The 16,508-nt window shown below is 64.7% G+C and carries 14 protein-coding genes; 12 read left to right on the top strand and 2 right to left on the bottom strand.

Annotated features, from left to right (window positions below):
* Positions 1 to 51 precede the first annotated feature (51 nt).
* Together CLU85_RS22325 and fdxA are read right to left on the bottom strand one after the other, a co-directional pair.
* Positions 52 to 828, bottom strand: a complete 777-nt coding sequence (locus tag CLU85_RS22325; protein WP_100412189.1) for a ferredoxin--NADP reductase — start codon at positions 826 to 828, stop codon at positions 52 to 54.
* A 65-nt stretch (positions 829 to 893) separates the two neighbouring features.
* A complete protein-coding gene (fdxA, locus tag CLU85_RS22320; RefSeq protein ID WP_100412188.1) occupies positions 894 to 1,223 on the bottom strand; it encodes a ferredoxin FdxA in 330 nt (109 codons plus the stop codon).
* A 175-nt stretch (positions 1,224 to 1,398) separates the two neighbouring features.
* Here fdxA and CLU85_RS22315 point away from each other — a divergent pair, with 175 nt between their 5' ends.
* The 12 genes from CLU85_RS22315 to CLU85_RS22260 all read left to right on the top strand — a co-directional run bounded on the left by CLU85_RS22315 (position 1,399) and on the right by CLU85_RS22260 (position 16,507).
* Complete coding sequence (locus CLU85_RS22315) at positions 1,399 to 3,030, top strand: 6-hydroxynicotinate reductase (RefSeq protein WP_100412187.1); 1,632 nt, start codon at positions 1,399 to 1,401, stop codon at positions 3,028 to 3,030.
* Positions 3,031 to 3,043: 13 nt separating this feature from the next.
* Complete coding sequence (locus CLU85_RS22310; protein WP_100412186.1) at positions 3,044 to 3,967, top strand: UPF0280 family protein; 924 nt, start codon at positions 3,044 to 3,046, stop codon at positions 3,965 to 3,967.
* A 20-nt stretch (positions 3,968 to 3,987) separates the two neighbouring features.
* On the top strand, positions 3,988 to 4,629 hold the full coding sequence (locus tag CLU85_RS22305; protein ID WP_100412185.1) for an amino acid synthesis family protein: 642 nt from the start codon (positions 3,988 to 3,990) through the stop codon (positions 4,627 to 4,629).
* A 44-nt stretch (positions 4,630 to 4,673) separates the two neighbouring features.
* Entirely contained in the window at positions 4,674 to 5,258 is a 585-nt protein-coding gene (locus CLU85_RS22300; protein WP_100412184.1) for an amino acid synthesis family protein, read from the top strand.
* A 75-nt stretch (positions 5,259 to 5,333) separates the two neighbouring features.
* A complete protein-coding gene (locus CLU85_RS22295; RefSeq protein ID WP_100412183.1) occupies positions 5,334 to 6,539 on the top strand; it encodes an ABC transporter substrate-binding protein in 1,206 nt (401 codons plus the stop codon).
* A gap of 174 nt (positions 6,540 to 6,713) precedes the next feature.
* Complete coding sequence (locus CLU85_RS22290; RefSeq protein ID WP_100412182.1) at positions 6,714 to 8,621, top strand: ABC transporter permease; 1,908 nt, start codon at positions 6,714 to 6,716, stop codon at positions 8,619 to 8,621.
* Entirely contained in the window at positions 8,618 to 9,409 is a 792-nt protein-coding gene (locus tag CLU85_RS22285; RefSeq protein ID WP_100412181.1) for an ABC transporter ATP-binding protein, read from the top strand. The genes CLU85_RS22290 and CLU85_RS22285 overlap by 4 nt, the downstream gene beginning before the upstream one ends.
* Positions 9,406 to 10,152: an ABC transporter ATP-binding protein gene (locus tag CLU85_RS22280; protein ID WP_100412180.1), complete on the top strand. Its 747-nt coding sequence runs from the start codon at positions 9,406 to 9,408 to the stop codon at positions 10,150 to 10,152. The genes CLU85_RS22285 and CLU85_RS22280 overlap by 4 nt, the downstream gene beginning before the upstream one ends.
* A 72-nt stretch (positions 10,153 to 10,224) precedes the next feature.
* On the top strand, positions 10,225 to 10,956 hold the full coding sequence (gene pncA, locus CLU85_RS22275; protein ID WP_100412179.1) for a bifunctional nicotinamidase/pyrazinamidase: 732 nt from the start codon (positions 10,225 to 10,227) through the stop codon (positions 10,954 to 10,956).
* 120 nt (positions 10,957 to 11,076) lie between these two features.
* Positions 11,077 to 12,249 (top strand): ABC transporter substrate-binding protein, encoded by a 1,173-nt coding sequence (locus CLU85_RS22270; protein ID WP_198509232.1) that lies wholly within the window; start codon positions 11,077 to 11,079, stop codon positions 12,247 to 12,249.
* Positions 12,250 to 12,266: 17 nt separating this feature from the next.
* On the top strand, positions 12,267 to 12,779 hold the full coding sequence (locus CLU85_RS22265) for a (2Fe-2S)-binding protein (RefSeq protein ID WP_100412178.1): 513 nt from the start codon (positions 12,267 to 12,269) through the stop codon (positions 12,777 to 12,779).
* A complete protein-coding gene (locus CLU85_RS22260; RefSeq protein ID WP_100412177.1) occupies positions 12,776 to 16,507 on the top strand; it encodes a molybdopterin cofactor-binding domain-containing protein in 3,732 nt (1,243 codons plus the stop codon). The genes CLU85_RS22265 and CLU85_RS22260 overlap by 4 nt, the downstream gene beginning before the upstream one ends.
* Position 16,508 lies beyond the last annotated feature (1 nt).

Below are 16,508 nucleotides of genomic sequence, written 5' to 3'. Positions count from 1 at the left end.
CCTGTTGGGTGGAGCCAGCCCGCAGCGCAAGTGCCTGGGGCTGGCCGGTGATCACTGCTCTGCGAAAGCGCGTTCGATCACGAAGTCGCCGGGTTTGGTGGTGTTGCCTTCCTTGAAGCCACGCACTTCCATCATGTGCTTGAGGTCACGCAGCATCTCGGGGCTGCCGCAGATCATCACGCGGTCTTCCACAGGGTTCAGCGCAGGCAGGCCCAGGTCGTTTGCCATCTGGCCGTTCTCGATCACGGTCGTCACACGGCCTTGGTGCTTGAACGCTTCGCGTGTCACCGTGGGGTAGTACTTGAGCTGCTTGGTGACCATCTCGCCCAAAAACTCGTGCTGAGGCAGTTCCTGCGTGAGGTAGTCGTGGTAGGCCAGCTCCTTCACTTCACGAACGCCGTGCACCAGGATGACTTCCTCGAATTTCTCGTAGGTCTCAGGGTCGCGGATCAGGCTCAGGAACGGGGCCACGCCCGTGCCGGTGGACAGCATGTACAGGCGCTTGGCGGGCAGCAGGTAGTCGATCAGCAGGGTGCCGGTGGGCTTTTTGCCGACCACGATGGTGTCACCCACCTTGATGTGCTGCAGGCGCGAGGTCAGTGGGCCGTCGGGCACCTTGATGGAGAGGAACTCCAGGTGCTCTTCGTAGTTGGGGCTCACGATGCTGTAGGCGCGCAGCAGGGGTTTGCCGTTTTCACCACGCAGGCCGATCATCGTGAAATGCCCGTTGGAAAAACGCAGCGCGGTATCGCGGGTGGTGGTGAAGGAGAAAAGGCGGTCCGTCCAGTGGTGGACAGTCAGGACGCGTTCTTCGAGAAAGGCGCTCATGGTGTTTGGGTCGACAAAGTTGAAAAAACAGGAAAAAACTGGCTGAAGTCCGGGCTCCGGGGGCGCTAAAGCCCCATATCCAGGCCGGAAAGCTTGTGGCTCACAACCCTCCATTGTTCCGCATCTGGGAGCGGGGGCTTTCTTTTGGTGATTGTGGGCAAGCCGGGGGCGAGTTTTTTGTTGAATTCAAGGAAGGATGCGAACTCGGCGGGAAGGTCTGTATCCGCATAGATGGCGTTGACGGGGCATTCGGGGATGCACACCGCACAGTCGATGCACTCATCAGTGTCGATGACCAGAAACTCCGGCCCCTCCTTGAAGCAGTCGACCGGGCACACATCGACGCAGTCGGTGTACTTGCACCGAATACAGGCGTCAGTCACTACGTGCGTCATTTTGGGGCTCCTCGTGCACCATTTTTGGGGGCGCAAAAACACCATTGCGGACCATGAACGATTGCGCTACATTCGCGATAAATGTAGTGATCACAACATTTAAGTTAAGTGAATGCTACACAAAATGCAATGCGCATACAAGCACTTGCAACAATGCAATGAATAGGTCGCCACGATGACTGAACACACCAAGACCGATGGGTTGCCGGGTATGGATGCGCCAGAGTTGCCGCAGGTGCTGGAGCGCGCCAGGCCTCGCAACGAGCGCATGAACGTCGCCAAGGTCGAGTGCAACGCGTGCCCTGTGTTGTGCCAGATATCGGAAGGCCGCGCCGGGGCCTGTGACCGCTACGCCAACCATGCGGGTGTGCTGGTGCGACTCGATCCGGTGGTGTTGCTGCGCAAGACCCTGGAGGCGGGCGAGGCCACGCTGGTGCCCTTTGTGGGCCGCGTGGCGGCGGGTGAGGCGCAGGAGGGTGTGGAGACAGAGCCTGTCGCTGCACCTTCCCCTTGGTCAGGGGATCTGCTGTTGTCGGAAGAGGTGTTCGTCACGGGTGTGGGTTCCTCCACCACCTATCCTGACTACAAACCCGCGCCGTTCATCGTGGGCTCCCAAACCGATGGCGTCGACATGGTGACGGTGGTCACCGAGGGCATCTTCAGCTACTGCAGCTTCAAGGTGAAGATCGATACCGACCGTTTCCTCGGGTCTGAGCAGGCCAACGTGCGCTGCAAGGGTGAGGTGGTGGGCCATGTGACCACGGCAGAGTATGGCTCGCAGATGTTGTCGCTCGGTGGTGTGCACCACCTCACGGGCGGCACCAAGAAAGAAGGCCGCGTCACTGCCGAGATGATGCAGTTGCTGGGCAACAAACAGGCGGTCGAGTTCACCATTGACGGTGGTGCGCAGTTGGTGATCCAGGCGGGCCGCGCGCCCATCGTCAACGGCGTGGCAGAGCAGCGCATGCGCGTGGGCTGCGGTTCGGCGGCCATCGGCATCTTTGCGCGCCAGTTTTACAGCCACGCGGACGAGGTGGTTGTGGTCGATGACCACATCACCGGGGTCCTCACTGAGCACCAGGCGGGTCGCTGTCTGGATATGAAGCCCTCGGGCATCCAGATGCGCGGGCGCAAGTCCACGCCGGGCCGCTACTTTCAGGTGGCCAACCCCGGCACGGGCTGGGGCGGCACCGATATTGCAGACCCTCTGTCCATCATCGAGGGTTGGGGCGAGGCCGTCGCGTGGCCGGGACTGCGGCTCTTGATGACTTCCACCACCGGAGAACATGCCAGCTGGTACGTGCTTGACGAATCTCTGGTGCCCGTAGAGGCTGCGATGCCTGCCGAAATCCGCAGCATCGTGGACCGCATCGGTGAAAACTGCGAACCCTCGCTGGCCTCGGTGTTGTTCCTGGGCGGTGCGGGCGGCAGCCTGCGTGCGGGGGTCACTGAAAACCCGGTGCTGCTCACACGCTCTATCAAAAATGCGCTGGTCAACGTGACCTGCGGCGGTGCCCCTGCCTATGTGTGGCCCGGCGGCGGCATCACGGTGATGGCGGATGTGCTGCGCATGCCGGACAACAGTTTTGGCACGGTGCCCACCCCCGCCATCGTGGCACCGATCGAGTTCAGCATGCGCCGCGCAGACTATGAGGCACTGGGTGGGCACACCAGTCAGATTCGCAGCCTGCGCGATGTGTTGGAGCGTGGTGCATGGCACAACGATGGAGCGCCCCAGGCGCGCGTGTGGCAGACGCTGCCCGCTGCCAATCCCTGGCCGCTGGGCCGCCCGCCCCTCTTGGGCTGATCGGGTTCGCACGATGAGCGCCTGCCGCAAGCCCCTGCCCGATGGCCGCTGGCATTTTCAGCATGGGCCGATGGATCTTGTCATCCAGGCCGAGGGGCAGCGCGGCGTCGTCGCGCAGGCGCACGAGCGCGCCTGGCACCGCTTTGAAGGGCTGCTGCAAGAACTGGTGAATGAACTGCCTGACTTGCGGGCGCCAGTGGGCGCCCGTTGTGTGCTGCAGGGAGTGGTGGCCCGTCGCATGTGGGATGCGTGTGCGCCCTATCGTGCAGGCTTCATTACGCCGATGGCTGCGGTGGCTGGTTCTGTGGCGCAGGAAATTCTGGCGTGTTACGGCCAGGAGGGCATTGACCGTGCATGGGTCAATAACGGGGGCGACATTGCCCTGCAGTTGGCGCCCGGCCAGTCCGTCACGGTGGGGGTGTACGCTGACATCGCGGCGCTGACTGCTGTGCAACTGCACAGCGGGCTGGTACTGGATGGGCAGATCGGCATCACCAGCGCTATGCCGGTGCGCGGTGTGGCCACCAGTGGTTGGCGTGGGCGCAGCCAGTCGCTGGGTATTGCCGACAGCGTCACCGTGCTGGCGCGCACGGCAGCGCAGGCCGATGCAGCAGCGACCATCGTGGCCAATGCCGTCAATGTGCAGGATGCGCGCATTGGCCGCATGCCGGCGTGCCAGGTGCGTGATGACAGTGATCTTGGAGCCATCCTCGTCACCGTGGATGTGCCCGCCTTGCCGCAGGAGCAGGTTCAGCAAGCGTTGCAGCACGGGCTGCAAAAGGCGCAAGAATTACAAGCGCAAGGGTTGCTCTGGTTTGCGCTGCTCGCCTGCCAGGGGCGGTTTGCGGTCACCCGTACACCGTGCGGGGAACTGGCGGGCGCTCCGGCCGTTAAAACCGACGCCATCGAAACAGAAGTTGGTTCAGTATTTGCTTAACGAATTGCACAGGTCCAAAAATGATCCAGATACGACGCGTTTTCACCCATCTTGAGGAAATCAGGCACGAATTTGGGCCGGTGGCTGATGTGCCGCTGCTGCGCGGTGCCATTGGTGCGGTGCTGACCAATCCCTACGCGGGCCGGTACGAGCAAGACATCCTCCCCATGATGGATGCCCTTCAGGACGTGGGACTGGACATGGCCCAACGCCTGCTTGCGGCCATGGGCGTGCCCGCCGAACGCATCGAGACCTACGGCAAGGGTGCCATTGTGGGATCGGCGGGCGAGTTGGAGCATGGCGCCCTGTGGCATGTGCCAGGCGGCTACGCCATGCGCGAGCTGCTGGGCTGGAAGGGTGACCGCAATGCCTATGCCAAAGGCCAGGCCGAAAAGAAGACCGGGCAACCCGCCAATGCGCTGTCCATCGTGCCCTCCACCAAAAAGGTGGGTGCTCCCGGGGCCGCTCTGGATGTTCCGCTCACCCACATCAACGCCAGCTATGTGCGCAGCCATTTTGATGCCATCGAAGTGCGCGTGCCCGGCGCACCGTTGGCGGATGAGGTGGTCTTCATCCTGGCCATGTCCACGGGCTCGCGCATTCATGCCCGCGTGGGGGGGCTCAAGGCCGCCGACATCAATCAGTGGGACGGCCTGCGCTGAATCCCGAAGAACCATAAAACACAAGACACAAGGAGTACCCGCACATGTCCGCCAAGATCCGGAAAATCATCGTTCAGACCGACGAGGTGCGCGTGGAAATGGGGCGCGAGGTGCAGCCCCCGGTGCGCAAGGCACTGGCCATGGCCGTGATCGAAAACCCCTGCGCCGGCCGCTATGTCGAGAACCTCGACGAGCTGGTGGCCATCGGTGAAGAGCTGGGCGCATTGCTGGGTGCCCGTTGCGTTGCGGCCCTGGGCATTGAACCCGGCCAGGCACAGAGCTACGGCAAGGCCGCCATCGTGGGCGAGGCGGGCGAGCTGGAGCATGCCGCCGCCATTCTGCACCCCAAACTCGGCGCGCCGCTGCGCGTGGCCGTTGAAAAGGGCGCCGCCTTGGTGCCGTCCAGCAAGAAGATCGGCGGCCTGGGCACAGCCATCGACGTGCCCCTGGGCCACAAGGATGCTGCCTATGTGCGCAGCCACTTCGACGCGATGGAAGCCCGCGTGGCCGATGCACCGCGGGCCAACGAAATTGTGGTCGCCATTGTCGTGACCGACAGCGGCCGCCCCCTGGCGCGCATCGGTGGCCTCCAGGCCTCTGACATCCAGGGCGTGGACGGGTTGCGCTGAGCGCTGTCCGCCGCACTACCATCACCCACCCCTCAACGATCTCCCCTCCCAACCCCACCTTTCAGGAGTTTCCCCATGACGATGCGACGAAACCTCATGCGTGCCACGGCCGCTGCCGCGCTGGCCCTCACGCTGGCCCCTGTGGTGTACGCCCAGGATGTCATCAAGATTGGCGAGATCAATAGCTACAAGGCACAACCTGCCTTTCTGGAGCCCTACAAGAAAGGCATGGAGCTGGCGGTCGATGAGATCAACGCCTCGGGCGGGGTGCTGGGCAAGAAGGTCCAGCTCATCATTCGCGATGACAACGCGAACCCAGGCGATGCCGTGCGCGCTGCCGAAGAACTGGTTTCGCGCGAGAAGGTCGATGTGCTCACGGGCTCGTTCCTCTCGCACATCGGACTGGCATTGACCGACTTCGCCAAGCAAAAGAAATTCTTCTTCCTGGCGGGCGAACCACTGACCGACAAGATCGTCTGGCAGAACGGCAACCGCTATACCTACCGCCTGCGCCCTTCCACCTACATGCAGGTGTCGATGATGGTGCCCGAGGCCGTAGCGCTCAAGAAAAAACGCTGGGCCCTGGTGTACCCCAATTACGAATACGGCCAGTCGGCGGTGGCCACGTTCAAGCAATTGCTCAAGGCCGCGCAGCCCGATGTGGAGTTTGTGGCCGAGCAGGCGCCGCCGCTGGGCAAGGTCGATTCGGGCAGCGTGGTGCAAGCCTTGGCCGACGCCAAACCCGATGCGATCTTCAATGTGCTGTTCGGTGCCGACCTCTCCAAGTTCGTACGCGAAGGCAACACCCGGGGCCTGTTCCAGGGCCGTGAAGTGGTCAGCTTGCTGACCGGCGAGCCCGAGTACATGGACCCGCTCAAGGATGAAGCGCCCAACGGCTGGATCGTCACAGGCTACCCTTGGTACGGCATCCAGACGCCTGAGCACAAGGCTTTTCAGGCCGCTTATCAGGCCAAGTTCAATGACTATCCGCGCCTGGGCTCCATCGTGGGTTACAGCGCCATCAAGTCCCTGTCAGAGGGTATGAAGAAGGCCGGCTCCACCGATACCGAGAAGCTGGTCGTCGCCTTCAAGGGCCTGCAAGTGCCCACACCGTTTGGCACCATCACTTACCGTCCCGAAGACAACCAGTCCACCATGGGCGGTTATGTGGGGCGCACCAAAAATGAGGGCGGCAAGGGCGTGATGGTGAACTACCGCTATGTGGATGGCGCCAAGGTCCAGCCTTCGAACGACGACGTCAAGAAGATGCGTCCTGAATAAGTGACCCCCCCTGAGGCCCTGCGGGCCTTCCCCCCTGCCCGCCACGCTGCGCGTGGCGAGAGCAGGGGTACGCCGCCAGCGCGGCGGGGCGGCCCTTGCGTGGCGGCCCTCGCTGAGGTCGCGTCAGTATCAATGCTTGTGGGCGGTGCGTAGTTCGTGCCGTGGAGACCAGAGATGGGTTTTTCGAGTTTTATCGTTCAGCTGCTCAACGGACTGGCGGGGGCTTCCTCGCTGTTCCTGGTGGGGGCCGGGCTCTCGCTGATCTTCGGCGTCACGCGCATCGTGAACTTTGCGCATGGCTCGTTCTTCATGGTGGGCATCTACGTCGCCTATTCGCTGGTGGCCAAGCTGGGCACGGGCCTGGGCTTCTGGCCCGCGTTGCTGTTGGCGGCCGTGGTGGTGGGGGCGTTGGGGGCTTTGGTGGAAGTGGTGCTGCTGCGCCGCATCTACAAGGCACCTGAGTTGTTCCAGCTGCTGGCCACCTTTGCGCTGGTGCTGGTCATCAAGGACGCCGCGCTGTGGTTCTGGGGCCCTGAAGAGCTGCTCGGCCCGCGTGCGCCGGGGCTCTCTGGCTCCGTCAATATCCTGGGGCGGCAATTCCCGTCCTACGACCTGTTTTTGATCGTTGTCGGGCCGGTGGTGCTGGGCCTCTTGTGGCTGCTGCTCACCCGCACGCGCTGGGGCACGCTGGTGCGCGCCGCCACGCAAGACCGCGAAATGGTGAGTGCGCTGGGCGTGAACCAGGCATGGCTCTTCACGGCGGTGTTCGCTCTCGGTGCCCTTCTGGCGGGTCTGGGCGGCGCGTTGCAGCTTCCACGGGAGCCCGCCACGCTGGAGATGGATCTCAACACCATCGGCGCAGCGTTCGTGGTGGTGGTGGTGGGCGGTATGGGCTCCATCCCGGGCGCGTATGTGGCCGCCTTGCTCATTGCCGAGATCAAGGCCGTGTGCATCTGGCTTGGTGTGGTGGAGATTTTTGGCTACAGCGTCTCGTTCTCCAAGCTCACGCTGGTGGTGGAATTTCTCGTAATGGCCGTGGTGCTGGTGGTGCGCCCCTGGGGGCTGATGGGCAGGCCGCAGAGCACCAGCCGCAACACGGGTCTGCCCGAAGCGCCGCTGCGCGAACCTGAACGCTGGTTCAAAATCGGCGGGGCTGCGCTGGTCGCTGCCTTGGTGCTGCTGCCGCTGCTCACCACAGGCTCGCCGTATCTCACGGTGTTGATGATTGACCTGCTGATCGCCGCGCTGTTTGCGGCCAGCCTGCACTTCATCATGGGCCCGGCGGGCATGCACTCTTTCGGCCATGCCGCGTACTTTGGCCTGGGCGCCTATGCGGCGGCATTGCTCGTGCGCTCTGCTGGCATACCCATGGAACTGGCGCTGGTTCTGGCACCGCTCGCAGCGGCCGCCGGTGCGTTGCTCTACGGCTGGTTTTGCGTGCGTCTTTCGGGTGTGTACCTGGCCATGCTGACCTTGGCCTTTGCGCAGATCACCTGGGCCATCTGTTACCAGTGGGATGGCTTCACGGGCGGCAGCAATGGCCTCACAGGCGTGTGGCCCGCCGAGTGGCTGTCGGACAAGCGCAATTACTACTACCTCACGCTGGCACTCGTGGTGGGCGCCGTGCTGCTTCTGCGTCGCGTGCTGTTCTCGCCGTTTGGGTACGCGTTGCGGGCCGGGCGTGACTCGGTGCTGCGCGCCGATGCCATCGGCATTGACGTGAAGCGCATGCAGTGGACCGCGTTTGTGATTGCCGGGTTGTTTGCAGGGCTGGGAGGCGCGTTGTTTGCGTTCTCCAAAGGCAGCATCTCGCCCGAAACCTTGCATGTGGGCCGCTCGGTGGACGGCCTGGTCATGGTGCTGCTGGGCGGCATACAGACGCTGGCTGGCCCGGTGGTGGGTGCCGTCACCTTCACCTGGTTGCACGACACCGTCGCACGCAACACCGACTACTGGCGCGCCATGCTGGGCGCCATCATTCTGATTTTGGTGCTGCTGTTCCCACAGGGCATTGCAGGCGCCATCAAGCAGCTCTTTGACAACCAGCGCGAAGCCAAGAACACGAAGGGAGGCCAGGCATGAGCCTCCTCAAAGTCACTGGCCTGGGTAAATCCTTTGGCGGCGTCAAGGCCGTGGATGGCATCCACTTCGATTTGGCGGCCGGCGAGCTGCTGGCCCTGATTGGCCCCAATGGCGCGGGAAAGTCCACGACCTTCAACATGGTCAACGGCCAGTTGCCCGCCGATGTGGGATCGATCCAGCTCAACGGTCAGGAGCTGGTGGGTCGCAAGCCGCGCGACATCTGGCGCATGGGCGTGGGCCGCACGTTCCAGATTGCCGAAACCTTTGCCTCGCTCACGGTGGTGGAGAACGTGCAAATGGCGCTGATCTCCAACGACAACCGCCTGTTTGCGATGTGGCGCAAGGCGGCCGACCACAAGCGTGATGAAGCCCTGGCGCTGCTGGACCAGGTGGGCATGAAAGCCCAGGCCGATCGCCCTTGCAGCGTGTTGGCCTATGGCGATGTGAAGCGTGTGGAGTTGGCCATCGCCATGGCCAACAGTCCCAAGCTGCTGCTCATGGACGAGCCCACCGCCGGCATGGCGCCCAAGGAGCGCAACGAACTCATGGCGCTCACCAAGCAGCTCGTGATCGACCGGGGCATGGCCGTGCTGTTCACCGAGCACAGCATGGACGTGGTGTTTGCCTATGCCGACCGCATGATCGTGCTGGCGCGCGGGCGCCTCATTGCGGAAGGCAAGCCACTGGAGCTGCGCGATCATCCCAAGGTGCAGGAGGTTTACTTCGGCACCGGCAAGACCTTTGAGAAGAAAACAGCGGCGTCCGCCGCCGCTGCGGAGACCGCATGACCATGACGAGTGAATCCAAAGAGGTGCTGCTGCAGGCCAAGGGGTTGCAGGCCTGGTACGGTGCGGCGCAGATCCTGTATGACGTGGACCTGGAGGTGCGCCGGGGCGAAGTTGTGGCACTGATGGGGCGCAACGGCGCGGGTAAATCCACCACGCTCAAGACACTGATGGGCATGCTCGCCAAGCGCAAGGGCACCATTGCGTTCATGGGCAAAGACCTGTCCAAGACCGATCCGCACGATGCCGCGCGCCTGGGCCTGGGCTTTGTGCCCGAAGACCGCCGCGTGTTCACCGACCTCACGGTGATGGAGAACCTCGAAGTGGGCCGCCAGCCTGAGCGCCGCTGGCCCGATGGCACGGCGGCGCCGCTGTGGACACCTGAGCGCCTTTTCAAGCTCTTCCCCAACCTGGGCGAGATGCCCCAGCGCCCCGGTGGCCGCATGAGCGGGGGCGAGCAGCAGATGCTGACCGTGGCCCGCACCCTCATGGGCAACCCTTACCTGGTGTTGCTCGATGAGCCTTCTGAAGGCGTGGCCCCCGTGATCGTCGAGCAGATGGCCCACATGATTCTGGAGCTGAAAGAGCAGGGCGTGAGCATTCTGTTGTCCGAGCAGAACATGCACTTTGCCGAGCTGGTGTCCGACCGCGCCTATGTGCTCGAAAAGGGCCAGATCCGCTACCAGGCCACGATGGCCGAACTGTCGGCGAATGAAGAGGTGCGCCGCGCCTACCTCAGCGTGTGAAGAAGTTCCCCGGCCAAGGCCTTATCGGGCCATGGCCGATGTGTCAGTGCGTTCCCAACCGGAGTGTTCACCATGCAACTTGCCCAACGTCGTCGCTTTCTTCTTCAGTCGGCTGCCTTTTCGCTCGCCAGTGTCGGTGCCAGTTTTCCTGCTGCATGGGCGGCAGCAAAGATCAAGCCGGGTGAGCGGGCTGCGCTCATCGTGGTGGATGTGCAGAACTGTTTTATCCCCGGTGGAACCTTGCCCGTGGCCAAGGGTGAAGAGGTCGTGCCCATCATCAACCGCATTGCCACGGCGTTCGAGAACGTGGTGATCACGCAGGACTGGCACACCCAGGGCCACGCCTCCTTTGCCAGCACCCACGCGGGCAAGAAGCCGTTTGAAACGGCCAAGCTCAGCTACGGTCAGCAGGTGCTTTGGCCCGACCACTGCGTGCAGGGCACCGAGGATGCCGCCCTGCACAAGGATCTCAAATTGCCCACCGCCCAGGTGATCTTGCGCAAGGGATTTCATCAGCATGTCGACAGCTATTCGGCGTTTGAAGAGGCCGACCGCAAGACCTCCACGGGCCTGGCGGGCTACCTCAAACAGCGCGGTATCAAGACCGTGTTCGTCACCGGGCTGGCCACCGATTTCTGCGTGGCCTGGACGGCGCTGGATGCTAAACGCCTGGGCTTTGAAACCTACGTGGTCGAAGATGCCTGCCGCGCCATCGATCTCAACGGATCGCTCGACGCCGCCTGGAAAAACATGAAGGCCAGAGGCGTCAAACGCATCCAGTCCAGCGACATGGATGTTGCCTGACGGCGCACCGCTCTGGTGCTTCGGCACCAGGGTTTGACAGATTCACAACACCCCGCAGAAATGGTTGCCTACCCGCTCCGCTTGCAGGGAAACTTGCGCATTTGATGTAAGGAGCGTTTCATGAAATTTCGTGGGATGGAGGAAGGTGGCATGGGCCGCCGGAAGATGCTGACGACATTGGCGGCTGCAGCTCTGGCGGCGGCTTGGCCTGCAGCCGCAGAGACCGGGGTGACCGACACCCGCATCAAGGTGGGGCAGTCGGCCGTTTTCACCGGGCCCGCCAAGGATTTCGGGGTGGACTACAAGGCCGGCATCACGCTGGTGTTCGACAAGGTCAACAAGACCGGTGGCGTGTTGGGACGTACGCTGGAGCTTGTCTCGCACGATGACGCCTACGAGCCCAAGAAAACCGCCGAGAACACCACGCGCCTCATTGAGGAAGACAAGGTGTTCGCCCTCATTGGCTATGTCGCCACGGGCAACCTGATCGCCGCCATGCCCATCGCCGAAAAGGCCGGGGTGCCGATGTTTGCGCCGCTGGTGGGTACGACATCGTTTCGCACCACCCACAACCATTTCCTGTTCCATGTGCGCGCGAGCTACGAAACCGAGCTGCGCAAGATCGTGGGACATCTGGCCACCCTGGGCATCCAAAACATAGCGGTCATTTACCAGAACAGTGCGTTTGGCAAGTCCAACCTCGATACCTGCCTGCAGATTGCGCAGGGCCTGAAGGTCAAGGTGGTGGAGTCCGTGCCCATGGAGATCGCTGCCACCGACGCCAAGGCACAGTCTGCAGCACTCACCAAGGCACAGCCCGGTGCCGTGGTGATGATCATGGCCGGCAAGATGGTGGAGGTGTTCCTGCGCGACTACCGCGCCAGTGGCAGCGCTGCGCCGCTGTACACCATCTCGGTCGGCATCACCGATGCGCCGGGGTCCGCGCAGCGCCTCAACGGGGGGATCGAAGGATTGGTGACCGCCAGCATCGTGCCATCGCCCCAAGCCAGCCGCCTGCCCATTGCCGTGGACTACCGCAAGGATCGCAGCGATGCGGGCGAGAAAATCGACAGCTACACCATGCTGGAGGGCTACATCGCTGCGCGCGTGTTTGTGGAAGGCCTCAAGCGCGCGGGGCGCAACCTCAGCCGTGAAGGGTTCATCAAGGCCATGGAAGACATGGGAACGACCAAGATCGGTGATTTTCCGCTGCAATACGGCGCGAACAACCACAACGGTTCCAATTTCGTGGACCTGGAGATGTACACGCGCAGCGGCAGCCTGCGGCGCTGAGGACACCCACAAGAGACATGAACGCCCCCACCCCGCATCACTCTGCTGTCGTCAATGGTCAGGCTTGCGCGCTGCCTGCCGCTGGCACGCAGGTCACCTTGCTGCATTTGCTGCGCAATGACCTGGCGCTCAACGGCCCGAAGTTCGGTTGTGGCCTGGGGCAGTGTGGCGCCTGCACGGTGCTGGTGGACGGTGTGGCCGCGCGGGCTTGCGTGATTCCTGCCCAGGGCATGGCGGGGCGCCAAGTCACCACGCTCGAAGGCCTGCCATCCCGCTGCGGCGGTGGGCGTGGCAGCGCTGTGCTGCACCCCGTACAGCAGGCCTTTGTGGAGGAGCAGGCCGCGCAGTGTGGCTACTGCCTGAACGGCATGGTGATGATGGCCGTGGCCTTGCTGGAGCGAAACCCTGACCCCGATGAAGCCACCATCCGCAGCGAGCTGTCGGCCAACCTGTGCCGTTGTGGCACCCATGTCGAAATCATCCGTGCCGTGTTGCGCGCTGCAGTGCTGATGCGTGAGGCCAAGGTATGAGCAACACACGGCCCTTGCGTGCCCACGCCGCGCTGACACGCGCCGACTTCCATGCCGCCCAGGGTGTGCTGCTGGTGGTGCGCAACCCCCCACCCGCGCCGCCGCCGGTCAAGGGCCAGCCCGCGCTGGTGGCAGGCAACCCTGCCGAGGGCGTGGAGATTTTGCTGGCGGTGTGGGACGACGGCAGCGTGACCGCGCTCAACGGCCATGTGGACCTGGGCACCGGCATCCGCACCGCATTGACACAGATCGTGGCGGAAGAACTCGATGTGCCCATGGTCCAGGTGAACATGGTGCTGGGTGACACCACGCGTGCACCCAACCAGGGCGCCACCATTGCCAGTGCCTCCATCCAGATCCATGCCAAACCATTGCGTACGGCGGCGGCGCAAGCGCGCCAATGGCTGGTGGCGCGGGCCGCAGACCATCTGGGCGTGGCCGCCGCTGCACTGCATGTACAGGCGGGAGCGGTGCAAGACACCTCCGATACCTCACGCCAGGTGACCTATGGCGCGTTGCTTGGCAACGCCCACACCGTGCTGGACCTGGCGGACGCTACGCCCACCAAACCCGTGGCGGACTACACCGTGGTCGGGCAGTCGGTCCCGCGCGTGGACATCCCGGCCAAGGTGCGTGGTGAACTGGTCTTCGTGCACGACATGCGCGTGCCCGGCATGCTGCATGGTCGTGTGGTGCGGCCACCCTATGCGGGCGCCGACCACGGCGACTTCATCGGCAACACGCTCGAAGCGGTGGACGCGTCCTCCATCGCCCACATCCCCGGCATCCGCGCGGTGGTGGTGATCCGCGACTTCGTGGGCATCGTGGCCGAACGTGAGGAACAGGCCGAACAGGCCCTGCGCGAACTGACCGTGCGCTGGAAGGACTGGCCGGGCTTCCCGCGCCAGGACAGTACCGAGGCGCTGGAGCAAGCCATCCGAGCCAACCCCGCCACGCTGCGCCGCCTGGTGGACGAAGGCGATGTGGACGCCGCCCTGGCTGCAGCCGATCAGCGCATGCCACGCACCTATGTGTGGCCCTACCAGATGCACGCATCCATCGGACCGTCCTGCGCGGTGGCAGATTGGCACAGCGACGACAGCGCAGGCCGACCGCGCATGACCGTGTGGGCAGGCACGCAGAACCCTCACGTGCTGCGCGCCGACCTGGCCCGCCTGACAGGCCTGGCCGATGTGGACATCGACCTCATCCGCATGGAGGCTGCCGGCTGCTACGGCCGCAACGGCGCCGACGATGTGGCCGCCGACGCCGCATTGTTGTCGCGCGCCGTGGGTGCCCCCGTGCGTGTGCAACTCACGCGCGAGCAGGAGCACCTGTGGGAGCCCAAGGGCACCGCGCAGCTCATGCAGGTGCGTGGCGGGCTCAACGCCGACGGCTCTGTGGCGGCGTACGACTTCGAAACCTCGTACCCCTCCAACGGCGCGCCCACACTGGCCTTGCTGCTCACGCGCACCATCGAACCCGTGGCCCAGGCCTACGAGATGGGCGACCGCACGGCGCGCCCGCCGTATGACTACGACAACCTGCGCGTCGCCGTCAACGACATGGCGCCCATCGTGCGCGCCTCGTGGCTGCGCGGTGTGTCGGCGCTGCCCAACTCCTTTGCACACGAGTCGTATGTGGACGAGCTGGCCACTGCTGCCGGTGTGGACCCGGTCGCTTTCCGCCTGCAGCTGCTGAGTGACCCGCGTGCGGCCGAGCTGGTGCAGGCGACGGCCGAGAAGGCGGGCTGGCTGCGCCGCACCGGCCCGCAGCAGCGCGGGCTGGATGGCGAGGCAGATGGCGACTGGGTGCAGGGCCAGGGTTTTGCCTACGCGCGCTACATCCACAGCAAATGGCCGGGCTTCGGCGCCGCGTGGGCGGCCTGGGTGGCCGATGTGGAGGTCAACAAGAAGACCGGTGAGGTGCATGTGCGCCGTGTGGTCGTGGGGCACGACGCGGGCCTCATGATCAACCCGGCGGGCGTGGAGCAGCAGGTGCACGGCAACGTGCTGCAGACTACCAGCCGCGCGCTCAAGGAACAGGTCACATTCGAGCCGGTCAAGCAGGCCGTGGACAACTGCGAATGGGGCAGCTACCCCATCCTGAGCTTTCGCGACGTGCCGGTCATCGAGGTCCTGCACATGCCCCGGCAGGACGAAGCCCCGCTGGGCTCGGGCGAGTCATCGTCGGTGCCAGGTACAGCGGCGATTGCCAACGCGATCTTCGATGCCACGGGCGTGCGGTTTCGCGCGCCGCCTTTCACCCCTGAGGTGGTGCGTGCGGGGCTCAACCCACTGCCAGGTGCAGGAAGCGCGGGCGATGCCGGTGCGGGCGGGAGCCAACCCGCAGACCCCGCGGAAGTGCTGCCGACGCTGGAACTGCCAGCGCCAGCCGTGCCCGCCAGCGCCACCTGGCCGCGCCAGCGCACCCCCTGGGCGCGTGCGTTGGCCCTGGCCGCCGGGGGCCTGGCCATGGGGGCCGCGCTGCTGGGTTGGCGCCCCTCCATCGCACCGGTGGTGCAGACAACAACGGGCGCCTCGGTCTACAACGCCGCCACCATCGAACGCGGGCGGCTGCTGGCGGCGGCGGGCGACTGCGTGGTGTGCCACACCGCACCGGGCGGCACGCCCAACACGGGTGGCCGCGCCATGGACACGCCCTTTGGCACCGTCTACACCACCAATCTCACGCCCGACGCCGAGACCGGCATCGGCCAGTGGTCGTTCAGCGCCTTCCAGCGCGCCCTGCGCGAAGGCGTTTCGCGCGACGGAAAACACCTCTACCCCGCGTTCCCCTACACGTCGTTTGCCAAGATGAGCGACGACGACCTGACCGCGCTGTACGCCTACCTGATGGCGCAGCCCGCCGTGCGGGCCGAGGTGCCCAAGACCGAGCTGGCCTTCCCGTTCAGCGTGCGCCCTCTCATGGCGGGCTGGAACGCGCTGTTCCACGACGCGACCCCGTTCAAGCCCGACCCGACCCGCCCACCCGAATGGAACCGGGGCGCCTACCTGGTGCAGGGCGTGGGCCACTGCGGCGCCTGCCACACGCCGCGCAATGCGCTGGGGGCCGAGTTGGGCGGGGCGGCCTTTTTGTCGGGCGCCATGATTGATGGCTGGGAGGCGCCCGCGCTCACCGGCCTGTCCAAAGCGCCCGTGCCCTGGAGCGCTGACGCGCTCTACCGTTATCTGCGCGAGGGCCACAGCCCGCAGCACGGCAGCGCCTCGGGCCCCATGGCACCGGTGGTGCGCGAACTGGCGCACCTGCCTGACGACGACATCCGCGCCATGGCCAGCTACCTCGCATCGTTCACCGCCACCGACCCCACCGCTGACGCGCAAGTCAAAGCCGCAGCCGCCGTGGCCACTGCTGCCGCGCTGGCACCACAGCCCGGCCAGGCCCAGCGCCTGTTCAATGGCGCCTGTGCCGCCTGCCACCACGACGGCGACGGCCCGCGCCTGCTGGGCGTGAACGTGCCCCTGGCGCTCAACAGCAACCTGCACAGCGACCGGCCCGACAACCTGCTGCAGGTCATCGTGCACGGCATCCGAGAGCCCGCCGCGCGGGACATCGGCTTCATGCCCGGCTTCGGCCACGCGCTCAGCGACGCGCAGATCACCGAGCTGGCGGGCTACATGCGCCAGCGCTACGCCCCCGGCCGCCCGGCGTGGCGCGATGTGCCCGAGGCGCTGGCCCGTGTGCGGGCGGGGCCTGCACATCCGTAGG

This window comes from Acidovorax sp. 69 (genome assembly GCF_002797445.1).
Lineage (GTDB): Bacteria > Pseudomonadota > Gammaproteobacteria > Burkholderiales > Burkholderiaceae_C > Acidovorax.
Note: the sequence above shows the minus strand (reverse complement) of the source record. Positions and strands in the feature narration are given on the sequence as shown.

Excerpts from the sequence above, each read along its gene's own strand:
- CLU85_RS22325 (WP_100412189.1), bottom strand. The coding sequence starts at position 828 with ATGAGCGCCTTTCTCGAAGAACGCGTCCTGACTGTCCACCACTGGACG.
- fdxA (WP_100412188.1), bottom strand. The coding sequence starts at position 1,223 with ATGACGCACGTAGTGACTGACGCCTGTATTCGGTGCAAGTACACCGAC.
- CLU85_RS22315 (WP_100412187.1), top strand. The coding sequence starts at position 1,399 with ATGACTGAACACACCAAGACCGATGGGTTGCCGGGTATGGATGCGCCA.
- CLU85_RS22310 (WP_100412186.1), top strand. The coding sequence starts at position 3,044 with ATGAGCGCCTGCCGCAAGCCCCTGCCCGATGGCCGCTGGCATTTTCAG.
- CLU85_RS22305 (WP_100412185.1), top strand. The coding sequence starts at position 3,988 with ATGATCCAGATACGACGCGTTTTCACCCATCTTGAGGAAATCAGGCAC.
- CLU85_RS22300 (WP_100412184.1), top strand. The coding sequence starts at position 4,674 with ATGTCCGCCAAGATCCGGAAAATCATCGTTCAGACCGACGAGGTGCGC.
- CLU85_RS22295 (WP_100412183.1), top strand. The coding sequence starts at position 5,334 with ATGACGATGCGACGAAACCTCATGCGTGCCACGGCCGCTGCCGCGCTG.
- CLU85_RS22290 (WP_100412182.1), top strand. The coding sequence starts at position 6,714 with ATGGGTTTTTCGAGTTTTATCGTTCAGCTGCTCAACGGACTGGCGGGG.
- CLU85_RS22285 (WP_100412181.1), top strand. The coding sequence starts at position 8,618 with ATGAGCCTCCTCAAAGTCACTGGCCTGGGTAAATCCTTTGGCGGCGTC.
- CLU85_RS22280 (WP_100412180.1), top strand. The coding sequence starts at position 9,406 with ATGACCATGACGAGTGAATCCAAAGAGGTGCTGCTGCAGGCCAAGGGG.
- pncA (WP_100412179.1), top strand. The coding sequence starts at position 10,225 with ATGCAACTTGCCCAACGTCGTCGCTTTCTTCTTCAGTCGGCTGCCTTT.
- CLU85_RS22270 (WP_198509232.1), top strand. The coding sequence starts at position 11,077 with ATGAAATTTCGTGGGATGGAGGAAGGTGGCATGGGCCGCCGGAAGATG.
- CLU85_RS22265 (WP_100412178.1), top strand. The coding sequence starts at position 12,267 with ATGAACGCCCCCACCCCGCATCACTCTGCTGTCGTCAATGGTCAGGCT.
- CLU85_RS22260 (WP_100412177.1), top strand. The coding sequence starts at position 12,776 with ATGAGCAACACACGGCCCTTGCGTGCCCACGCCGCGCTGACACGCGCC.